Here is a 20,318-nt window from a genome sequence, read left to right on the forward strand (position 1 = left end):
CGACGGCGAGTCCTTCGGCCCGCATCAGCTCGCGGCGACGCCCTCGGGCTGCTCCTCGCGGCCGGACCGCTGGCCGGGCTCTTCCTGGCCCGACTCCGCGGCCGCGCCTCGGAATTGCGTCATGTACAGGTCGTAGTAGGCGCCCTTCTTCGCGAGGAGGGTCTTGTGGTCGTCTTGCTCCACAATCCGGCCCTTCTCCATCACGAGGATGGTGTGCGCGTCCCGGATGGTGGACAGGCGGTGGGCGATCACGAACGAGGTCCGGTCGCTGCGCAACGCCGCCATCGCGTGCTGCACCAGCAACTCGGTGCGGGTGTCCACCGAGGACGTGGCTTCGTCCAGGATGAGCAGCGACGGGTTGGCGATGAAGGCCCGAGCGATGGTGAGCAGCTGGCGCTCGCCCGCGGAGACGTTGCCGCCGTCCGCCTCGATGACCGTGTCGTAGCCGTCCGGCAGCTGGCGGACGAAACGGTCGACCATCGTCGCCTTCGCGGCGGCGACCACCTCCTCGTCGGACGCTTCGAGGCGGCCATAGCGGATGTTCTCGCGGATGGTCCCGGAGAAGAGCCACGCATCTTGCAGCACCATCCCGACCTGACCGCGCAGCTCGGAGCGCGAGAGCTCGGTGGTGTCGATGCCATCGAGACGGATGGTGCCGCCGTTCAGCTCGTAGAACCGCATGATGAGGTTGACCAGCGTCGTCTTTCCGGCTCCGGTCGGGCCGACGATCGCGACCGTGTGGCCGGGCTCGACGGAGAGCGACAGATCGCGGATGAGCTCGGTCTCGGGGTCGTAGGAGAAGTCGACGCCGTCCAGCTCGACGCGGCCGTTCGCCCGCTCAGGGAGGTGCTCGGTCTCGTGTTCGGGCGTCTGCTCGTCCGAGTCGAGGAACTCGAAGGTGCGCTCCGCCGACGCGACGCCGGACTGCAGCATATTCGCCATGCCCGCGATCTGGCGATGGGCTGGGAGAACTCGCGCGAGTACTGGATGAACGCCGTCACATCGCCAATGCTCAGCTGGCTCGCGGTCACCCGCAACGCGCCGACGACGGCGATCAGCACGTAGGAGAGGTAGGAGACGAAGTTCATCGCCGGCATAATCATCCCGGAGACGAACTGCGCGCCGACCATCGACTTCCACAGCTTGCCGTTGCGCTCGTCGAACTGCTCGAGCATGACCTCGTCGCGGCCGAAGGCGCGCACCAGGTCGAGACCCGAGTACGACTCCTCGATGTGCCCGTTGAGGGCGCCGGTGGAGTTCCACTGCTGTTTGAACAGCTTCTGCGAACGCGTGCCGATCACCCCGGCGATGATGCCGGAGAGCGGGATGCTGATGAGCGCGATGAGCGCGAGCTGCCACGACACGATGAACAATCATGACGCCGATCCCGAGGACCATCAGAACCGACTGGATCAGCTGCGAGAAGGCCTGCTGCAAAGCGGTCTGGATGTTGTCGACGTCGTTCGTGACGCGCGACATCAGATCACCGCGCTGACGGGTGTCGAAGTAGCTGAGCGGCAGGCGGTTGAGTTTGTCCTCGATCTCGGCGCGCAGGCGGTAGACCACTCGCATCACGAGCGCGTTCAGGATGTAGCCCTGCCACCACTGCAACAGCGACGCGGCGATGTACAGGGCGAGCACGATCATCAGCAGCCGGCCGAGCTCCGTGAAGTCGATCCCGGGACCGGGACCGGGCTGGCCGTTCGCCTGCCGGGCGCCGGTGACGCCGTTGACGATCACATCGGTGGCGTTCCCGAGGACCTTCGGCGCGATCACGGTGAGCGCGACCGAGACCACCACGAGCAGAGTCACCCAGACCATCGCGAGCCGTTCCGTGCGCAGCAGCCCGATCAGCCGGTTGAACGACGGCCAGAAGTGCTCAGCCTTCTTCGCCGGCGTGCCGCCGAACATATCGCCGTCGGCCTCGGTGGGCTCGTATTCGTATTCGTACTCGAGCTCCAGCTCGTCGACGACGGTGTCAGCGCCGGCCTCGGTGATGACGCCGCCTTTGCCGGCCTTCCTGTCTTTCCGCCGGGCCATCTCAGGCCACCTCCAGGCTCAGCTGGGACTCGACGATCTCGCGATACGTCTCGCTGGTCTCCAGCAGTTCGTCGTGGGTTCCGCTGCCGACCACCGTGCCGTCGTCCAGGACGACGATCGTGTCGGCCTCGCGGATGGTGGACACGCGCTGGGCGACCACGATGACCGTGGCGTCCCCGGTCGACGCGGCGAGCGCACGCCGCAGTCGAGCGTCGGTCGCGACGTCGAGAGCGGAGAACGAGTCGTCGAACAGGAACACTTTCGGGTTCGAGACCAGGGCACGCGCGATGCAGAGCCGCTGCCGCTGGCCGCCGGAGACATTGGTGCCGCCCTGCGCGATCCTCTCCTGAAGGCCGTGCTCCTTCGCTCGCACGAAATCCTCGGCCTGCGCGACGCGCAGCGCCGCCCACAGCTCCTCATCGGTGGCGTCCGGTCGGCCGAAACGCAGGTTGGACGCGATGGTGCCGGAGAAGAGATAGGGCTTCTGGGGGACCAGCCCCAGCACGCCGGAGAGCTGCTCGCGGCTGAGCGAGTCCACCGTCACCCCGCCGATGCGGATGTGTCCGCTCTGCGGAGTGAACAGGTTCGCGATGACCGAGACAAGTGTCGACTTGCCGGAGCCGGTGGAGCCGACGATCGCGGTGATCCGTCCCGGCTCGGCCGTGAAGCTCACCCCGCTGAGCACCGGCCGCTCAGCGCCCGGATACCCGAACGTGACGGCATCGACCTCGACGCGGCCGTCAGCGGTCTCGGGAGCGCCCGCGCCGGCGACCGCTGCCGACGGCTCCGTCGCGAGCACCTCCTCGATGCGCTCGGCGCAGACCATCGCGCGCGGGATCATCATGGCCATGAACACACCCATCATCACGGCCGTCAGGATCTGCAGCAGGTACTGCAGGAAGGCCGTCAGAGAGCCGATCTGGATATCGCCGGCGTCGACGCTGTAGCCGCCGAACCACAGCACCGCGGCCGTCGCGCCATTCAGGATGAGCATGATGAGGGGGAACATGAGCACGAAGATGTTGCCCACCCTCACCGAAACGCGGGTGAGCGCGGCGTTCGCGTCGTCGTAGCGCTTGGTCTCGAACTTCTCCCGGACGAACGCGCGGATCACGCGAATGCCGACGATCTGCTCCCGGATGACGCCGTTGACTCCGTCGATCCGCTCCTGCATCTCGCGGAACATCGGCAGCAGCAGCCAGACCAGGACGCCGACGACCACGAACAGCACGATCACCGAGACCCAGATCAGCCACGAGAGCCCCGCATCCACCTGCACGGCCAGAACGATGCCCGCGACGCACATGATCGGCGTCGACACCATGAAGTTGAGCGTCATCAGCACCAGCATCTGCACCTGCTGCACATCGTTCGTGTTGCGGGTGATGAGGGTGGGCGTCCCCCAGCGCGCTAGATCGAGCGCGGGGAGCGAGTCCACCTTGTGGTAGAAGGCGCGGCGGATGTCGCGGCCGACCGACATCGACGCTCGCGCCCCGAAGTAGGTGGCCGTGATCGCGGCAGCGACCTGCACGAAGCAGACGATCAGCATCGTCCCGCCGGTCGACCAGATGAAGCCGGTGTCACCGGGGATGATGCCCTTATCGATGATGTCTTTGTTGAGCGTGGGCAGGTAGAGCGCTGCGAGCGTCGCAATCAGCTGCAGGATCACGACGGCCGCCACAGCACCCCCGTAGGGGCGCGCGAAGCGCAGCGCCAAGCGAAGAAGTGTCACGGTCGTTCCTGGTTTCGAGTTCTGGGAAGGGGCCGGCGAGTCCGGAGAGCTCACCGTAACGCGAGCCTCGGACATTCTCGCTGTTGCGGCAGCTCAGACTCACGCTAACGCTGATTGCGGACAGTCAGAGTGCGCTTTTACGTGCCACGGGCACGAAAAAGACGTGCAAGCTCGGCAGTCAGGCCGGGACGTAGCCCAGATGCACGACACCGTTGCCGTAGACCTCGCTGGAACGCAGCCGCAGCTTCGACTCGGCGTTCCCCTCCGGGAACAGCCGGGCCCCGCTGCCGCGCACGACTGGGTAGACGAACAGGTGCAGCGCGTCGACGAGTCCGTCGGCCAGCAGCGCCCGCACGAGAGTTCCGCTGCCGCTGATGTAGACACCGCCCGCGTATCCGTCCGCGAACGCGCGGATGCGGTCGGCGTCGTAGCCGCCCAGCGAGCGCGCGTTCGCCCAGAGGGACGCGACCGCCGCATCGTCCAGCGACGAGCTGACGACTCCCTTCGGGCTGTCGTTGAAGAACGGCGCCCCGGGATCGTCCTCAGCGGTCCGCGCCGACCACGCCGACGCGAACATCTCGAAGGTGCGCCGCCACTGCAATCGCTGTTCTGCGTCGAGCGGTCGGCTGGTTCGCCAGCCGTGGCGTCACCGTCGAACAGGTGCTCTCCGACAACGGCTCCGCATACCGCTCATACGCCTGGCGCGACGCTTGCGCCGAGCTCAGCATCCAACCGAAACGCACCCGGCCCTACCATCCGCAGACGAACGGCAAGATCGAACGCTTCCACCGCACCCTCGCCGACGGCTGGGCATACGCCCGGCACTACAACTCCGAATCAGCCCGCCGCAACGCACTCCCGGCCTGGCTGCACTCCTACAATCACCACAGGCCCCACACCGCCATCGGCAGCCAGCCACCCATCAGCAGATTGACCAACGTCCCTGGGCAACACACCTGGACCGAGAGCCTCTGCGCAATAAAAGAATCATCCTTTTTGGGTGATACAGAAGACGCCGAACGCTGTACACGATCCACTCAACGTCTCTCGTCCGTTGGGGGTTCCACAGTGAGATCAGGTGTCATCCGTCATTGCACGCACAAGCCGAGAGCGGAGAGAAGCAGACTCAGCCGTGCGCTACGGCCCGCCGCTGCCGGCACAGCGCTCGCCCTGCTGCTGACGGGCGCGGGCCTGTGGGCTCTGCCCGCACAGGCCGCGCCGGGGGATCGCTCGGCGGCCACCGGACGCTACCTGAGCGGCTCGCTCATCGACCTCGACACCGGCCTTGCCTCCTCCCTCGGCGGTCAGAGCGCCGAGAGCAACGGAACGGCCGACCAGACGCACGCGAGCACCCTCAACGTCGGCACGCTGGGCACAGTGAACCTCACGACAGCGGGCGGCCTGCGCCTCCCGCTCAACCTCGGCGACGTCGGGGTGGTCGAGCAATACGCCTCAGCCCTGCGAAACGCCTCATCGGTGGGCGCGTCGGGGCTCACCTCCGCCACCGGCACCATCGGCACCGGCATCACCCCGGCCCCGGGCGTCGCGCCCGGTCCCCTGCACCTCTCCCTCGCGCAGGCGGTCTCCTCGCTGGGGCTGCCGACCGCGACGCTGAACGAACTCGCCCAGCTCGACCTCCGTGTCGGCGTCACCGCCGCTCGCGCCGCGCAGGCCGCCCCGGGCTCGCCGGCCGGTTCCTATTCGATCGCGGATTCCCGGCTCCGCTTCCAGAGCCCGACCCTCGCGGCGCTGACCGGCGCGATCACTACGCAGGTCGGCACCGTCCAGACGGCCGTCAACGGGCTCTCGGGCCCGAGCGGCACGCTGGCAGCCGCGCTGAAGACGCTCCCGCTCTCCGGCACCCTCACCACGACGGCGAGCGTGAGCGCGTCCACTCTGCTGTCCACCGTGTCGCCGCTGCTCACCGGCACGATCACCGACCCCGCCTACCCGGGTGTGAGCATCGATCTCGGAACGGGCACGGTCACGGTCGATCCGGGCTCGCTCACCACGCTGGAGGGCCTCGCACCCAACACCGAGCTGCTGACCGGAAAGGTGATCGCCGAACTCGGCGCCCGCATCTCGGGCGTGGTCGGTTCCCTGCTCACCCGCGTGCAGAACGCCCTCACCACAGCCATCGGCGGGCTCAGTGTGACCGCGAGCGTCAGCGTGCTCGGCGTGCAGGTCGTCACCGTGAGCTCCACGATCGGAGCCCTCCAGAGCGGTAGCACGTCGGGCATCACCCTCGCCGGCGCCGGCCTCGCCCTGTCGCCCGGCATCGTGCTCAGCGCACTGAACGGACCGCTGAACTCCATCGGCTCCCTCGTCAAGGCCATCGGCCACGCGGTCATCGCACCGGTCACCAACACGCTGCTCCCCGCGCTGAACCCGGTGCTCAGCCAGGTCGTTTCGCTCACCGCCAACAATCAGTCCACCGTCGGCGGTGTGTTACCGAGACGGCACTGCGCGCCACCGTCCTCCCCGCCGGACCCGCGCTCGCCCTGAACGTCGCGAACGCCAGCGTCGGGCCGAACGCGCTCGCCGGGCCTCCGACCGCGACCGGGATCACGCCCGCCCAAGGACCGGCGGCCGGCGGCACCCTCCTCACCCTCACCGGCACCGGCTTCACCGGCGCGACGGGCATCACCGTCGGCGGCGTCCCCGGTGTCGGCTTCACCGTCGTCAACGACACCACGATCACCGCCACCACCCCCGCACACACACCAGGAACGGTGAATGTCGTGGTGCAGCACCCCCAGGGCGACGCGGCACCGCTGACTTACACCTTCCTCGCCGCCCCGACGATCGGCTCGATCGCCCCGGCACAGGGACCCGAGACCGGCGGCACCGCCGTCACGATCACCGGAACCGGGTTCACCGGAGCCACCAACGTCACCGTCGGCGGCACACCGGCCACGAACATCACCGTCGTCAACGACACCACCATCACTGCCACCACCCCCCGCCCACACACCGGGCACGGCCGGGGTCGTGGTCACGGCTCCCGGCGGACAGACCGCCCCGGGAACCTTCACCTACCTCCCGGCGCCGACCATCGCCTCCCTGACGCCCTGACTATGTCAAGGCTGGCGGGGACCGGGTTGTCGAAGTTAGTTGGCCCCAGCGAGTGCGGTGTTGCGGGTGTGTTGGAGGCGGTAGGAGGTGGTGCCGGTCTCGATGATGGCAGCGCAGAGCCTGGGGTCGGTGAAGGTGTCCGTCCATCCCGAGAATGACTGGTTGGATGCGATCGCGACGGAGTTCTTCTCTTCGCGTTCGGTGAGGACTTGGAAGAGGAGCTCGGCGCCGCGTCGGTCGAGTTCCATGTAGCCGAGCTCGTCGATGCAGAGCAGATCGACGCGGCCGTAGCGAGCGATCGTGCGGGCCAACTGCTTCTCATCTGCTGCTTCGACGAGTTCGTTCACGAGCTTGGTCGCGAGGGTGTATTTGACTCGGTAGCCCTTCTCGGCTGCGGCGGTGCCGAGGCCGATGAGGAGGTGGCTCTTGCCGGTGCCGGAGTCCCCGATGAGGCAGAGCGGGTCGCCGCGTCTGACCCAGTCGCCGGTGGCGAGCGTGTGGATGGTCGCCGCGTTGATGTTCGGGTTGGTGTCGAAGTCGAAGTCGCCGAGCCATTTCTGACGTGGGAAGCCGGCGGAGGCGACGCGGCGGACGGTGGAGCGGCGGTCGCGGTCGTCGCACTCGGCCAACAGCACTTCGGCGAGGAAGCCTTGGTAGGACAGCTGCTCGTGCTCGGCGACCCGGATCGCTTCGTCCATCACGGCGCGAATGGTCGGTAGTCGCAGGCGTCTGCAGGCTTGGTCGACGGCGGCCGCGGCGGCTTCCTGGGTCATCCCGCGTTGCCGGCGGAGGGTGGTGGTGATGTTCGTGGTGGTTGGGCTCATGTGTCGGTGGTTCCTTCTCTCTCATCGGTGGTGGGGTCGGTGAAGACGGGGCGGCGCTGGAGGAGTTCGTCGTATTGGGTGACGGTCGGGAGCGGGCGTTTGTCCTGTGGCAGGCCGGCGATGACAGCCTGCGGATCCCGGAGCCGGCGCTGGGTGAGACTGACAACTCGTCGCTCGCGATCGGGGCGTTGTTCAACGGGCTGTCGGTGTTGGATGGCCCCACCTGCGTACAGTCGTGCTTCAACCGCGACGACGTCAGCGGAGATGGCCCCGACCGAGAGTGCCGCGCGGATCCCGGCGATCACGTCGGCTGCGCGCATGCTGCGATGGAGCAGGAGCACGTCGACGAGCTCTCTGGTGCCGGCCGTGTCGCCATTGACTTTCCTTGCCTCCTGCCAGAACGCTTCATGGGCGGCGGTGAAGGTTCCCGCCTCCCGGGCGCGTGCAAGTGCTGTCGAGCCGGGGAACGCGCCGGGCTTGTGCCGGAGGACCTCGAGGTAGTGATCCAGCTGGATCGACTCGCCTCCGCGGGCGACCACGCGTTCGTGCCGGGCGACTTCAACGCGCCCGTCGAAGACGACGACCTCGGAAGCGCGGAGAGACGCGGACTTCACGGCCGATGAGCCGGGCAGGGACAGAGTATTTCGCCATCCGGACCGTGATCAGCCCGGACCGGTCGACCCGAGGATGCAGCACCAGTCCCGGATCAAATCGCTCCGCCGGCAGCGGCCGAAGGAGCGGGCGTTCTGTAGCGAAGTCGTCCTCGACCTTGGTTCGGCGCTGCGCGATCCGGCGCTGCTCGTCACGGGCATCCCAGCGGCGGATCATCGCGTTCAGTTGCGCGAGGGAGTCGACTTCGGGCATGGGTGAGAGCCACGTGCGGCGGAACCGGCCGACCTCGCCCTCAACGCCGCCCTTCTCGTGCGCACCGTCAATGCCGGGCTGGCAGTAGAACGCGTCGAATCCGTAGTGGGAACGGAACAGGACCCAACGGTCATTCTCGACCCGTTTGCGGTCCTTGCCGTTGACCACGGACTTCACCGCGGCGGCCAAGTTGTCGTATTTGATGTGAAGGGTCGGCATCCCGCCAATCTCCTCGAACGCGTCGATGTGGCCTTCCAGGAACGCCTCTTGCGACTGCGTCGAGTAGACCCGGTGAATCGCCTTCCCCGAGTACGAGAGCCGAAAAGTGAACATGTGGCACTTGGTCTTCACCCCGGCCAGGATCACCCAGACCTCACCGAAATCGACCTCCGCCTCCGCCCCCGGAGCATGCTCCTGCGGGACGAACACCTCCGGCAGACGACCAGCCTCCGCGTCGATCTGCGGGCGCCGGGAGCGCACATAGTCACGGACCGTGCCGTAGGAGACATCGACCTGGTGCTCATCGAGGAGACGTTTCCAGATCCGTGTCGCCGTCTGCTTCTGCTTCTTCGGCGCCCCGAGATCCTGACGCAGAATCGCGTCGATCAGCTCGCGAACCAGATCCAGCTTCGGCGACGACTGAACTCTCGGCTTCCGCGACGGTGGCGTCGCTGACTCCAAAGCCTGACGAACCGTCCGCCGGTGAACACCATGACGAACAGCAAGCTCACGAATAGAGAGACCCTCCACCCGGGCATCTCTCCTGATCGCAGCGAACTGATCCAACCTCGACCCCAACCCGGGCCCTCCCATCCTGAAGTAACAGACGGGAACCACACTCAGGTGGGGCCACTTAGCTTCGACACAACCAGCCCGGCAAGTCGCCGCCGGGGCCAGACAACTCCGACAACCCGGAGCCCGCTAACAGTGACACAGACATGGTCCAGCACCCGGTCGCGGACTCCGCCCCCCGGCAGCTAAACCTACCTCCCGGTGCCGACCATCATGAGCGTCTCCCCGGCGAACGGGCCGCAAACCGGCGGCACCGATGTCACCCTCACCGGCACCGGCTTCACCGGAGCCACCGGGGTCACCTTCGGTGGCGCACCGGCCGCTGAGATGACCGTCATGGACGACAGCACCATCACCGCCACCACGCCGGCGCACCTTCCGGCCACGGTGAGCATCGCTGTGGAGCACCCGAACGGCGACTCCAGCCCCGACGGCTTCACCTTCGACGCGGTGCCCGGCGCTCCGGTGATCTCCGGCCTCGCGCCGGGTCACGGTCCCGCCATCGGCGGAACGACCATGACCCTCTCCGGCAGCGGGTTCATCGGCACGACGGACGTCACCGTGGACGGCGTCTCCGTTCCGTTCAGCGTGATCGACGACGGCACCATCACCGTCACCGCTCCGCCGCACGCGGCCGGCACCGTGCCGGTCGTCGTGACCACCCCGATCGGACCCACACCGTCGGCGGTCTTCACCTACGATCTGGGGACCACCGTCAACGGCATGACGCCCAGCAGTGGCCCGGAGACCGGCGGGACGGCCGTCACCATCACCGGCGGCTGCTTCACCGACGCGACCGGCGTGCTGTTCGGGACGACACCCGCCGCCTCGTTCCGGGTGATGACCGACGCGACCATCGCAGCGGTGAGCCCCGCCGGGACCGGGACGGCGGACATCACGGTCGTGGGGGCCGCTGTCTGTGGCACCGGTACACTGACCGGCGCATTCCGCTACCTCGACCCGGGCGCGCCCATCATCGTCCCGGCGGGCGGCACCACCTCGACAGGTGTCGCCGCGGGCTCCGCCGCCGGCCGCCTGGCCGGAACCGGTTCGACCACCGACGGCTTCGCCCTGCCGGCCGGCATCGGCCTGCTGATGCTCGCCTGCGGCGGACTCGTCATCCTGCGCCGGACACGACGCGCATAAGGAGAGGAGAAAGACCCATGACCGACACCGACGAGGACCGCGTCTCCGGACGCCGCCGCAAGCTGAAGGCCGTGCTGGCCGCCGGGCTCGTGCTCGGCGCCGGGGCCACCGTGACCCTCGCCGCCTGGAGCGACTCGGAGTACGCGACCGGGACGTTCAGCGCCGGGACGTTCAACCTGGTGGGCAGCACCGACGGCACCACCTTCACCGACCACGCCACCTCCAGTTCGGCGGCGTCCCTCCCGTTCACGGTGAACACGGCCACGCTGTCGCCGACCGATGTGACAGCCTCCCCGTTCGCCGTGCAACTCGCGGCGAACACCACCAACAACGCCACTGTCACCGTCACCAGCTCCACGACGACCGGGTCCATCGCCAATCTGACCTATCAGTTGCTGCAGACGACCACCTTCGGCTGCACGGCGACGACGACCGGCACCACCCTGGTCGCGGCCGGAACGGCTGTCGGCTCCGTGCCCAGCTCCACCACGTTCTCCCTCACCAAAGGGGCGAGCGGTGCGGCGGGCTCCCCGGTGTACCTGTGCTTCAAGGTGACAGCGGGCAGCGGACTCGTCCAGGGGCAGACCGGCACCGCGACCCGGCAGTTCCAGGCGGCGAGCCAGTAGGGATGCCGCAGAAGCCGCCGCCGCGCAGCCGGAGAGCTCACACCCTCCGGCTGCGGACGGTGCTGGCAGCGGGCGTCCTCCTCGGCTCGGGCGCGGGGATGACGCTCGCCAGCTGGACGGATGCCGAGTTCGGCGGCGCATCCTTCACCGGCTCGGTCTTCACCACGGAGTCGAGCGCCAACGGCGGCGCCTACGCCGACAACACCACTGCCCCGGGAGCGAGCCTGACCGTGTCGGGCGCGTTCGCTCCCGGGGTCTCGGTGTACGTCCCGGTCCTCATCCGCACCAAGGCCGCGTCTGTGGTCGGGACGGCGACGCTGAACGGCGCGACGCTCGGCGGAACGGACGCCTCCACGCTCCGGGCCGCGCTCGTCTACCGTGTCGTGCGCACGACGGGGACCTGTGCCGCGTCGGCGTTCGCCGGGAGCCCGGCCTTCGTCGTCGGCGCGTCCGGCGTCACTCGCCCGCTCACCGCCGGACAGGAGGCCGGCGTGAGCAACCCGCTGGCCGCCGCCACCGCGAGTACACCGGGAACGGCGACCGGTCTCTGCTTCGAGATCACCCTGCCGACCGGCGCGGCCAACAGCCTCCAGGGCAAGACCGCGACCGCGACTTGGCTGCTCACGGCGGTGTCGAGCTGATGCGCGGGATGCTGCCCCGCGCTGGGAACGCGCTGCTCACGCTGGCGGCTGTCGCGGGTTCGCTGTGCATCGTCGGCGCGGTGACCGCGCTCGTCTTCCCTGTCGGGCTCATCCTGTTCAGCACCGGGTCGATGAGCCCGGCCATTCCGGCGGGCGCTGTCGCACTGGTGCGGGAGATCCCCGCCGCGGAGGCGCGGCGCGGGGACATCGTGACTGTCGACCGGGCCGGCCAGCTGCCGATCACCCACCGTGTCATGCGGACGACACCGCTCCTGGGAGGGGCCGCCGAGCTTGTGCTGCGCGGGGACGCGAACGCCGAGAACGATCCCGCACCGTACCGCGTGACGCATGTGCGGCTGGTGGTCGCGAGTGTGCCGGGCGGGGCACAGGGGATCGCGTTCGCGTCGAGCCCGGTCTTCCTGGGGATCGCGACCGTGGCGGCGGCGGGACTCGTGGCGTGGGCGTTCTGGCCGCGGGAGCAGACGGCGGGGGGATGCCCGACGCGGGGGCGCCGACGCGGTTCGCACCGGTCAGGCGAAGCGACAGCCATCCATCCTCGTCCTCGCGGGGGCGAGCCTCGCTGCCGCCGTCTCCGCGCACCCTCCGACGCCCGCGACCATCCACCTCGGGCTGACCGCGACCGGCGCCCTCGCTCCGGCCCTGGCCGTCTCGGTCATCGCGTGCGACGCCCGCTGGACCGGCGCAGTCTGCCCGGGCACGAGCCAGACCCTCCTGAGCGGCGTCACCGCCTCCGCCCTCCCCACGGACGCTCCGCGGACGATCGGCGGGATGCCCTCGGCCGCCCGGCGCTGGCTCGCGGTGCAGGTGACACTCGCGTCCGGCGTGCCGGCGGACGGCTCCGCACAGCTCGCAGTGTGGGCGTGGGGAGCGGGCGACTCCGCTTCCACCACGACCCGTCCGAGCGTGCTGCCGGAGACCGGTTCCCACGTCCCGGCGCTGCCCCTGCTCCTCGCCGGCGGCGCGGTCGCCGGCGGGGCTGCGCTCGCCGGAGCCGCACGGAGGAGGAAGAGATCATCGTGAAGCGTTTCGCCCTCGTCCTCGCGGCTGCGCTCGTGGTGGCCGTCTCCGGCGGCCCCGCGGTCCCGGCCGGCGCGAGCTGGTCGCGAAGCAGCTTCACGACGGTCGCCGTCTCCTCCGCCACCATCAACCCCGTCCCGACCCTGAGCTGCGGCGCCGCGAGCGGGCTCCTGTCCGGGGGCATCCCGTTCACTTGGACGGCGCCCGCCTCCGGCGGCAGCGTCCTCGCCCCGCAGAGCTACACGCTCACCTGGTCGGGCACCGCGGGCAGCGGTTCCGTCACCGTGCCCGGCACCAGCGGCACGACGAATGGCGCGACACTGACGCTGCTCGGCACCTCGACTGTCACCGTCACCGCGAACTCCTCGGGATGGACCTCCGCGCCATCGTCGCAGACCCGCACGATCACCACCGCGCTCGGCGTGGGCGGAGCCGTCCTGCTGTGGACCTGCGCCTGAGCTCTCTCCCCTCCTCCCTCCCCGAACCCAAGGTCCCCCGCCCCGACGGAAACGGAGGACATCCCACCCCTCTGGCCGGCGATCTCCTCCCTTTCCTGCGACACGCCGCTATCAGCCGAGGGTTCTCCTCCCTTTCCGACGCTGACAGAAACGGAGGAGAAATGGGGAGGTGGGGGCGAGAAAGACGGGAAAGGGAGGAGATCATGGCGCAGAGGGGTGGGATGTCCTCCGTTTCCGTCGGGGCAGGGCAGGGGAGAAGAGGCGGGTGGAACGGGTGGAACGGGGACAGACGGGGAGGGGCGGGGGCAGCAGGAGAACGGGCAGACGGGAAAGAGAGGGGGGCCGAGCGCCGAGCGTGCGAGTGCCAGGGCCCGGGGGCGGCGAGCGCGCCGGGCGGGAGGCCCAGCATCCCTTCCAGCGCCCGGGCGAGCAGGGCGGTCCGGTCGGTGGTCGCGCCCCAGCGCACGAGGGCCTGGGCGTTGAGCCCGTCGATCGTGCCGAGCAGGTGCCACGCGGCGGCGCCCGGGTCGCCGGTGCGGAAGACCCCGCGCGCCACGCCCTCCGCGATGACCTCTTCGATCAGGTCCTGCCACGCGTCCATCTGCCCGCGCACAGCAGCGGCGAGCGCATCGTTGCGGCGTCCCAGCGTCCACGCCTCCACCCACACCGCGGTCATGTCGTCGCGCGTGCCATCGAGCAGGGTCGCGACGAGCGCCGACAGCCGTGCCGCGGGTTCGGGATGCCGGGCCAGGACCGCACGGACCTCCGCGACCTCGGCCGACACCACTGTGGCGAAGGTCGCGGCGACCAGCGCATCCATCGACGGCCAGTAGTGTGCCACCAGGGCCGGGGCGACGCCGGCCCGCGCGGCGACGGCCCGCAGGGTGACCGCGGCGAGTCCGTTCCCGACGGCGAGTACACAGGCAGCGGCGGACAGCTCGGCGCGGCGTTCGGCCGGAGGCTTGCGGGCTGCTCTTGACATCGTGCGGCCAGCATAGGACTCTGTTGATCATCCGATCAATAAGGCCCGGAGGTTCCGATGAGCTGGCGCATGCCCGCTGAGACCGCAGCGCACGAGCGCACCTGGATGGCCTTCCCGCGCGCCGGGATCACGCTCGGCGAGAACGACGCTTCCGCCGAGGAGGCGTACGCCGCCTGGACGGCCGTCGCCCACGCGGTGGCCGAGTTCGAGCCGGTCGCCATGGTGGTCGACCCGTCCGAGAGCGAACGCGCCGCCCGGATGCTCGGCTCCCACATCGACCGGGTCGAGGCGCCGCTGGACGAGTTCTGGATGCGCGATGTCGGCCCCACCTTCGTCGTGGACGACGAACGCCCCGGTGTGCTCGGCGCGGTCGACTGGACCTTCAACGGCTGGGGCAGCCCCGCCTGGTCGCAGTGGCGGGCGTCAGCGGAGATCGCCCGGTTCCTCGCGGAGCGGATCGGGGCTGAGCTCATCAGCTCCGTGCTGGTGAACGAGGGCGGCGGCATCCACGTCGATGGCGAGGGCACCGTGCTGCTGACCGAGACGGTGCAGCTCGACCCGCGCCGCAACCCGTATGCCGACAAAGCCCGCGTGGAGGCCGAACTCGCCCGGACCATCGGCGCGACGCACGCGGTCTGGCTGCCCCGCGGCCTGACCCGGGACTACAGCGCGTTCGGCACGAACGGGCATGTGGACATCGTGGCGGCCATCCCCTCGCCCGGCCGCCTGCTGCTGCACACACAGCGGAACCCCGGGCACCCCGATTTCGTGGTGTCGCGCGAGCTGCGCGCCTTCCTCGCGGGCACGAGCGACGCGGCCGGCCGGCCTTGGGAGATCGTGGAGCTGCCCGCCCCCGAGACCCTCCGCGACGAGGAGGGCTTCGTGGACTGGAGCTATGTCAACCACCTCGTGGTCAACGACGGCATCGTGGCCTGCGGTTTCAGGGAGGGGCGCGCCGACGCAGAGGCGACCGCGATCCTCGAGGCCGCGTATCCGGGCCGGCGGGTGAGGATGGTCGACTCGCGGCCGATCTTCGCGCGGGGCGGCGGCATCCACTGCATCACCCAGCAGCAGCCGGCGGTGACGGGCTGATGGCCGAGGTCGCCGAGGCCTCGATCGCCGAGTTGCGGAGGATGCTGCGAAGCGGAGAGACGACGGCCGTGGAGCTGGTGGATGCCTACCTCGCTCGCATCGACGCCTACGACAGCGCCGGGCCACGGCTCAACGCGGTCGTCGTCCGGAACCCCGAGGCCCGCGTCGAGGCCTGCGCCTCCGACGAGCGCCGGTCCCGCGGGGTGACGCTCGGACCACTCGACGGCATCCCCTACACCGCCAAGGACAGCTACCTCGCCCGCGGCCTGACCGCCGCCGCCGGATCGCCGGCGTTCGAGCGTTTGGTGGCCCAGCGCGACTCGTTCGCGATCGAGCGTCTGCGCGCGGGCGGCGCGATCCTGCTCGGCCTCACGAATATGCCGCCGATGGCGACTATCTGACCGCCGCCTTCGGCTCGGGGTCGTCCAACGGCTCCGGCACCGCGACAGCGGCGAGCTTCGCGGCCTTCGGCCTGGCTGAGGAGACCTGGTCGTCGGGCCGCGCGCCCGCCTCCAACAACGCTCTCTGCGCCTACACGCCGTCGCGGAGCGTCATCTCGGTGCGCGGCAACTGGCCGCTGGTGCCGACGATGGATGTGGTGGTCCCGCACACCCGCACGATGGCGGACCTCTTCGACGTCCTCGACGTGATCGTCGCCGACGATGCCGAGCAGCGCGGGGACTTCTGGCGCGCGCAGCCCTGGGTCGCGATCCCGCGCGCGTCGGAGATCCGCCCGCCGTCGTATCCGGCGCTCGGGGTGGGCGCGTCCTTGGCGGGGAAGCGTGTCGGCGTGCCGCGCATGTACATCGACGCCGACCCCCTGGCCGGCACCGCCCCGAATCCGGGCATCGGCGGCCCGACCGGACAGCGCATCCACACCCGCGCCTCGGTGCTGGCGCTCTGGGAGGCCGCCCGGCGCGACCTGGAGGCCGCGGGCGCGAGCGTGGTCGAGACGGACTTCCCGGTCGTGTCGAACTACGAGGGCGACCGCCCGGGCGCGCCGACCATCGCCACCCGCGGCCTCGTCAGCCCGGAGTATCTGCGCCGCGAGATCGTGGACCTCGCGGCCTGGGCCTGGGACGATTTCCTGGCCGCCAACGCCGGCCCCGCCCTGAACACGCTCGTGAACGTCGACGGCGCGCGCCTCTTCCCCCGCCCGCCGGCGCGCTCCCGGACCGCTACGACGGCTTCGAGGACGACATCGCGGAATACCCGGCCTGGGTGCGCGCGCACCCGGGAACCTCGCTGACCGACATCCCGCAGCTGGCCGACGGCGTGCGCGCGCTCGAAGAGACCCGCCGCATCGACCTTGAGGAGTGGCTGCGCGCCCTCGGTCTCGACGCCGTCGCGTTCCCCGCCGTCGCGGACGTCGGCCGGGCCAACATGGACATCGACCCCGCCTCCGCCGACCTCGGCTGGCGCAACGGCGTCTGGGTAGCGAACGGGAACCTCGTTCCGCGCCACCTCGGCATCCCGACCGTGACCGTGCCGATGGGCACGATGGCAGACACGGGCATGCCGGTGGGACTGACCTTCGCGGGGCGGGCCTACGACGACACCGCTCTGCTGACGCTGGCGGCGGCCTTCGAGGCGACCGGGGCGCGCCGGACGGAACCGCGGCGGACGCCGCGGCTTGTCCGCCCGTGAGCCCCCGCCTTTTCCCCCGATAAAGCGGATGGAAACGGAGGGGAATCCGACAGAAGAACACCACGCTATCCTCCTTTTCCTGCCGATAAGGGACGTGTCGTCTCTCATCCCCTCCTTTTCCGCCCCTCTCAACGGAACCTCTAAGCTGGAGGGCGTGTCCAAAGTCTTGAGCAGTCTTCCGGTCGGTGAGCGAGTCGGCATCGCGTTCTCGGGGGGTCTCGACACCTCTTGCGCGGTCGCCTGGATGCGCGAGAAGGGCGCCGTGCCCTGCACCTACACGGCAGACATCGGCCAGTACGACGAGCCGAACATCGAGGAGGTCCCCGGCCGTGCCACCGAGTACGGCGCGGAGATCGCCCGGCTCGTGGACGCCAAGCGCGCACTGGTGGAGGAGGGCCTGATCGCGCTGCAGTGCGGCGCCTTCCACACCCGTTCCGGCGGGAAGACCTACTTTAACACCACCCCGCTCGGCCGGGCGGTCACCGGCGTCATGCTGGTGCGCGCGATGAGGGACGACGATGTCGAGATCTGGGGCGACGGCTCCACCTACAAGGGCAACGACATCGAGCGCTTCTACCGCTACGGCCTCATCGCCAACCCGCGCCTGCGCATTTACAAGCCGTGGCTCGACGCCGCCTTCGTGGAGGAGCTCGGCGGCCGCAAGGAGATGAGCGAGTGGCTCGTCGCGCGCGGCTTCCCTTACCGCGACGCGACCGAGAAGGCGTACTCGACCGATGCGAACATCTGGGGCGCGACGCACGAGGCGAAGCGTCTGGAGGAGCTGGCCGCGGGTCTGGACATCGTGGAGCCGATCATGGGCGTCGCCGCCTGGCGCGAGGACATCGAGGTCGCCCCCGAGACGGTGAGCGTGCGCTTCGAGTCCGGCCGCCCGGTCGCGCTCAACGGGATCGAGTTCGCCGACCCGGTCGCCCTGGTGCTGGAAGCGAACGCCATCGGCGGACGCCACGGCCTCGGCGCGTCCGACCAGATCGAGAACCGCATCATCGAGGCGAAGAGCCGCGGCATCTATGAAGCGCCGGGCATGGCCCTTCTGCACATCGCCTACGAGCGACTCCTCAACGCCGTCCACAACGAGGACACCGTCGCCAACTACCACACCGAAGGCCGCCGCCTCGGCCGCCTGATGTACGAGGGCCGCTGGCTCGACCCGCAGTCGCTCATGCTGCGCGAGTCCCTGCAACGCTGGGTCGGCTCCGCCATCACCGGCGAGGTCACCCTGCGCCTGCGCCGCGGCGACGACTACACGATCCTCGACACCACGGGCCCGGCGCTCAGCTACCACCCGGACAAGCTGTCGATGGAGCGCGTCGGCAACGCTGCGTTCGGCCCGGCGGACCGCATCGGCCAGCTGACCATGCGCAACCTGGACATCGCAGACTCGCGCTCCCGGCTCGAGCAGTATGCCGCCGCCGGCCTCATCGGCGGGCCCACCGCCGAACTCGTCGGCAGCCTGGAGACCGGAAGCGCACGAGCCATCCTGGAAGGGGACGTCTCCCCCGCCGCCGACGCCCTCTCCCGCGAGATCGACGCTTCCTCCGAGGGAGCCGCCTTCGACGCCGGGACCGACTGACCGGCCCCGTTTCGCCCCTTCAGCGCGTCGGCGGTCGCCCTCGCCGTCGGGGTGCTGGTCGCCGGGGTGGGAGCGGTTCCGGCTCAGGCGACGAAGCCGGGCGTCGTGCCCATCGAAACGGTGAAGGGCGACTTCGGCTCGAAAACGCACTTCTTGTATTCCGAGTCCCTGAAGAAGGATGGGAAGAAGATCGATGCAGGACTGGGGGATCTCATCACCGCAGAGAACGGGACGTTCGCCAAGACCGCGAAAGCCGCCGCCGTGGACCACATCCGCCGCGATGGTCTCCAGGCGCAGCCCGGTCTTGATCGCGTCGGCGAGATACGGCTCGTCTTCGACCACCAGGACGCGCATCCGTCACCCTCCTCATCCGCAGGCGACCATTCCAGCACAGCGGGCATAAAGAAAAGGTGAAGGTTTCTGTGAACGCGACGGCAACATCCCTCCCTGTGGACTGGGGCCATCACAACCGAACGCAAGGAGAAAACTGTGATCACACGACGGGGAACCAAGAACTCGATCTTCCTCACCGCCGCGGCCATCGTCTCGGCCGTGGGGCTGCTCTCCGGATGCTCGGCGGCCGCACCGAAAGCGACGCCGAAGGCAGACGCGAAGCTCTCCGCCGAGGAGTACTCGATCGCTCTGAAGAAGTGCATGAGCAAAGAAGGCGTCGAGACGAAATCGATCAGTGGCGGCAAGGCGATCCGCATGGACTCCGGTGCGGAAGCCGCCATGGAGACCTGCACGAAGAAGCTGGGCACGCCGCCGCAGGCGGAGAACACGCAGAGCCCCGAAAAGACCAAGGAGGAGACACTCAAGACGGCGAAGTGCCTGCGCGAGAACGGGGTGGATGTCGAGATGAAAGGCGACTCATTCACCATCAAGAGCGACCTGCCCGAGGAGGCCGCCAAGAAGTGCCTCGGCGACGTCCCGGGCGCTCCGGCGGGAGCAGTCAAGTGACCCCGGCGGAGACCACGACCAGAGCCAGCGACCCGGCCACGAGACCCCGCCTGCGCCGGCGCGGCCTGCTGATCGGCGGAGCGGGCATCGTGACGGCCGTCCTCTGCGCGGGCGGGGTGGACGCGTTCGCCGGCACCAGCGGAGGCGACGCCCCCGCGGCGAAAGCGGCGCCCGCCCACACGGCGCCGATCGAACGCGGGACGCTGCAGGGGTCGGTGAAGGCGACCGGGACGCTGTCCTTCGGCGGGGGCCGGACGATCGGCGCCGCGGCCGGTGGGACCGTGACCGAACTGCCCGCGCCCGGTACGAGACCGTCGACACCGGCGGCAAGCTCTTCGCCATCGACAACAAGCCGACGTTCCTGCTGACCGGCGAGATGCCGGCCTTCCAGAGCTTCGAGTCCGGGATGACGAACGGCCCCGATATCGCAGCCCTCGAGGCCAGCCTCAAGAAGCTGGGATTCCTCACGCGGGAGCCGGGCAACCGGTTCACCGGGTCGACAGCCGAGGCGATCAAACGCTGGCAGAAGGCGACCGGCCAGGAGACGACCGGAGCCATCCCGTTCGGCACGGTCGTGTTCGCATCCGGTCCGGTGCGCGTCGGGGAGGCGAAAGCGCACCTCGGCGACCAGGTCGGCGGAGGCGGCGCGCTGCTCGACGTGACGGACACCGCCAAACGCGTGGATGTCGATGTGAAGCTCAGCGACCAGAGCGTCGCGGCGGTCGGCGGAAAGGTCGGGGTCGACCTGCCGGGCGGCTAGACCACGACCGGCACCATCACGTCCGTCGGCGTTCCTGTCGAGCGCGGGGA

General features: G+C 69.5%; 16 protein-coding genes and 6 pseudogenes. 14 read left to right on the forward strand and 8 right to left on the reverse strand.

The window, feature by feature from the left end; genetic code table 11:
- Positions 1 to 24: 24 nt before the first annotated feature.
- The 3 genes and pseudogenes from O159_RS00740 to O159_RS00750 form a co-directional block, all read right to left on the reverse strand.
- Positions 25 to 2,040, reverse strand: a pseudogene (locus O159_RS00740) (ABC transporter ATP-binding protein).
- 1 nt (position 2,041) lies between these two features.
- Positions 2,042 to 3,772 (reverse strand): ABC transporter ATP-binding protein, encoded by a 1,731-nt coding sequence (locus tag O159_RS00745; RefSeq protein WP_021753872.1) that lies wholly within the window; start codon positions 3,770 to 3,772, stop codon positions 2,042 to 2,044.
- 178 nt (positions 3,773 to 3,950) lie between these two features.
- Positions 3,951 to 4,349 carry a dihydrofolate reductase family protein gene (locus O159_RS00750; RefSeq protein WP_081689913.1) on the reverse strand — a complete coding sequence of 133 codons (399 nt, stop codon included), beginning with the start codon at positions 4,347 to 4,349 and terminating at the stop codon, positions 3,951 to 3,953.
- Between the two features lie 11 nt (positions 4,350 to 4,360).
- Here O159_RS00750 and O159_RS14350 point away from each other — a divergent pair.
- The 3 genes and pseudogenes from O159_RS14350 to O159_RS16665 all read left to right on the forward strand — a co-directional run.
- Positions 4,361 to 4,726: pseudogene (locus tag O159_RS14350) on the forward strand (integrase core domain-containing protein); the annotation flags it as partial.
- 114 nt (positions 4,727 to 4,840) lie between these two features.
- Positions 4,841 to 6,277, forward strand: coding sequence for a choice-of-anchor G family protein (locus O159_RS15415; protein ID WP_021753874.1), 1,437 nt, complete (start codon positions 4,841 to 4,843; stop codon positions 6,275 to 6,277).
- Between the two features lie 59 nt (positions 6,278 to 6,336).
- A pseudogene (locus O159_RS16665) lies at positions 6,337 to 6,678 on the forward strand (IPT/TIG domain-containing protein); the annotation flags it as partial.
- 204 nt (positions 6,679 to 6,882) lie between these two features.
- Here the strand turns inward: O159_RS16665 and istB are convergent.
- Complete coding sequence (gene istB / locus O159_RS00760) at positions 6,883 to 7,671, reverse strand: IS21-like element ISLxc1 family helper ATPase IstB (RefSeq protein WP_021753875.1); 789 nt, start codon at positions 7,669 to 7,671, stop codon at positions 6,883 to 6,885.
- A pseudogene (istA, locus tag O159_RS14355) lies at positions 7,668 to 9,348 on the reverse strand (IS21 family transposase). Before istA ends, istB begins: the two are co-directional and overlap by 4 nt.
- 192 nt (positions 9,349 to 9,540) lie before the next feature.
- Here istA and O159_RS00770 point away from each other — a divergent pair.
- The 3 genes from O159_RS00770 to O159_RS00780 are packed head-to-tail and all read left to right on the forward strand — an operon-like array spanning position 9,541 to position 11,740.
- Positions 9,541 to 10,473 (forward strand): IPT/TIG domain-containing protein, encoded by a 933-nt coding sequence (locus tag O159_RS00770; RefSeq protein WP_144267490.1) that lies wholly within the window; start codon positions 9,541 to 9,543, stop codon positions 10,471 to 10,473.
- Positions 10,474 to 10,490: 17 nt separating this feature from the next.
- Positions 10,491 to 11,099, forward strand: coding sequence for a SipW-dependent-type signal peptide-containing protein (locus O159_RS00775; protein ID WP_021753877.1), 609 nt, complete (start codon positions 10,491 to 10,493; stop codon positions 11,097 to 11,099).
- Positions 11,100 to 11,101: 2 nt separating this feature from the next.
- Entirely contained in the window at positions 11,102 to 11,740 is a 639-nt protein-coding gene (locus O159_RS00780) for a hypothetical protein (RefSeq protein ID WP_021753878.1), read from the forward strand.
- On the opposite strand, the gene O159_RS14825 is transcribed toward O159_RS00780, so the two are convergent.
- Complete coding sequence (locus O159_RS14825; RefSeq protein WP_169725640.1) at positions 11,721 to 11,996, reverse strand: hypothetical protein; 276 nt, start codon at positions 11,994 to 11,996, stop codon at positions 11,721 to 11,723. The two genes, O159_RS00780 and O159_RS14825, sit on opposite strands and share 20 nt — an antisense overlap.
- A gap of 92 nt (positions 11,997 to 12,088) precedes the next feature.
- On the opposite strand from O159_RS14825, the gene O159_RS14830 reads away from it, so the two are divergent.
- Positions 12,089 to 12,781, forward strand: a complete 693-nt coding sequence (locus O159_RS14830; RefSeq protein WP_169725641.1) for an LPXTG cell wall anchor domain-containing protein — start codon at positions 12,089 to 12,091, stop codon at positions 12,779 to 12,781.
- The gene (locus O159_RS14835; protein ID WP_021753882.1) at positions 12,778 to 13,236 is read left to right on the forward strand and encodes a hypothetical protein; all 459 of its coding nucleotides are present in this window, start codon (positions 12,778 to 12,780) and stop codon (positions 13,234 to 13,236) included. The genes O159_RS14830 and O159_RS14835 overlap by 4 nt, the downstream gene beginning before the upstream one ends.
- Here the strand turns inward: O159_RS14835 and O159_RS16420 are convergent.
- Positions 13,184 to 14,218, reverse strand: coding sequence for a TetR/AcrR family transcriptional regulator (locus O159_RS16420; protein ID WP_330216832.1), 1,035 nt, complete (start codon positions 14,216 to 14,218; stop codon positions 13,184 to 13,186). The genes O159_RS14835 and O159_RS16420 overlap by 53 nt on opposite strands.
- Before the next feature lie 57 nt (positions 14,219 to 14,275).
- Here O159_RS16420 and O159_RS00805 point away from each other — a divergent pair, with 57 nt between their 5' ends.
- The 3 genes and pseudogenes from O159_RS00805 to argG all read left to right on the forward strand — a co-directional run bounded on the left by O159_RS00805 (position 14,276) and on the right by argG (position 18,548).
- Entirely contained in the window at positions 14,276 to 15,310 is a 1,035-nt protein-coding gene (locus O159_RS00805) for an agmatine deiminase family protein (protein ID WP_021753884.1), read from the forward strand.
- A pseudogene (locus tag O159_RS00810) lies at positions 15,310 to 16,957 on the forward strand (amidase). The gene O159_RS00805 and the pseudogene O159_RS00810 overlap by 1 nt, the downstream one beginning before the upstream one ends.
- Before the next feature lie 154 nt (positions 16,958 to 17,111).
- The gene (gene argG, locus O159_RS00815) at positions 17,112 to 18,548 is read left to right on the forward strand and encodes an argininosuccinate synthase (RefSeq protein WP_021753886.1); all 1,437 of its coding nucleotides are present in this window, start codon (positions 17,112 to 17,114) and stop codon (positions 18,546 to 18,548) included.
- Between the two features lie 255 nt (positions 18,549 to 18,803).
- Here the strand turns inward: argG and O159_RS15175 are convergent.
- Positions 18,804 to 18,902: pseudogene (locus tag O159_RS15175) on the reverse strand (response regulator transcription factor); the annotation flags it as partial.
- A 135-nt stretch (positions 18,903 to 19,037) separates the two neighbouring features.
- Between O159_RS15175 and O159_RS00825 the strand changes: the two are divergent.
- Genes O159_RS00825 through O159_RS13005 form a run of 3 tightly spaced genes read left to right on the forward strand, consistent with a single transcriptional unit; the run spans position 19,038 to position 20,268 of the window.
- On the forward strand, positions 19,038 to 19,508 hold the full coding sequence (locus O159_RS00825) for a hypothetical protein (RefSeq protein ID WP_021753888.1): 471 nt from the start codon (positions 19,038 to 19,040) through the stop codon (positions 19,506 to 19,508).
- Positions 19,505 to 19,876 carry a hypothetical protein gene (locus tag O159_RS13000; protein WP_021753889.1) on the forward strand — a complete coding sequence of 124 codons (372 nt, stop codon included), beginning with the start codon at positions 19,505 to 19,507 and terminating at the stop codon, positions 19,874 to 19,876. The genes O159_RS00825 and O159_RS13000 overlap by 4 nt, the downstream gene beginning before the upstream one ends.
- 8 nt (positions 19,877 to 19,884) lie before the next feature.
- Positions 19,885 to 20,268 carry a peptidoglycan-binding domain-containing protein gene (locus tag O159_RS13005; protein WP_021753890.1) on the forward strand — a complete coding sequence of 128 codons (384 nt, stop codon included), beginning with the start codon at positions 19,885 to 19,887 and terminating at the stop codon, positions 20,266 to 20,268.
- Positions 20,269 to 20,318: the final 50 nt, after the last annotated feature.

Source organism: Leifsonia xyli subsp. cynodontis DSM 46306, assembly GCF_000470775.1.
GTDB classification, from domain to species: Bacteria; Actinomycetota; Actinomycetes; order Actinomycetales; family Microbacteriaceae; genus Leifsonia; species Leifsonia cynodontis.

Bases quoted from the DNA above. Each gene is read 5' to 3' on its own strand.
- O159_RS13005 (WP_021753890.1), top strand. From the start codon at position 19,885: ATGCCGGCCTTCCAGAGCTTCGAGTCCGGGATGACGAACGGCCCCGAT.
- O159_RS14825 (WP_169725640.1), bottom strand. From the start codon at position 11,996: ATGACACGGTGGGTGATCGGCAGCTGGCCGGCCCGGTCGACAGTCACG.
- O159_RS16420 (WP_330216832.1), bottom strand. From the start codon at position 14,218: ATGTCAAGAGCAGCCCGCAAGCCTCCGGCCGAACGCCGCGCCGAGCTG.
- O159_RS00770 (WP_144267490.1), top strand. From the start codon at position 9,541: ATGAGCGTCTCCCCGGCGAACGGGCCGCAAACCGGCGGCACCGATGTC.
- istB (WP_021753875.1), bottom strand. From the start codon at position 7,671: ATGAGCCCAACCACCACGAACATCACCACCACCCTCCGCCGGCAACGC.
- O159_RS00780 (WP_021753878.1), top strand. From the start codon at position 11,102: ATGCCGCAGAAGCCGCCGCCGCGCAGCCGGAGAGCTCACACCCTCCGG.
- O159_RS00805 (WP_021753884.1), top strand. From the start codon at position 14,276: ATGAGCTGGCGCATGCCCGCTGAGACCGCAGCGCACGAGCGCACCTGG.
- O159_RS00775 (WP_021753877.1), top strand. From the start codon at position 10,491: ATGACCGACACCGACGAGGACCGCGTCTCCGGACGCCGCCGCAAGCTG.
- O159_RS14830 (WP_169725641.1), top strand. From the start codon at position 12,089: ATGTGCGGCTGGTGGTCGCGAGTGTGCCGGGCGGGGCACAGGGGATCG.
- O159_RS00750 (WP_081689913.1), bottom strand. From the start codon at position 4,349: ATGTTCGCGTCGGCGTGGTCGGCGCGGACCGCTGAGGACGATCCCGGG.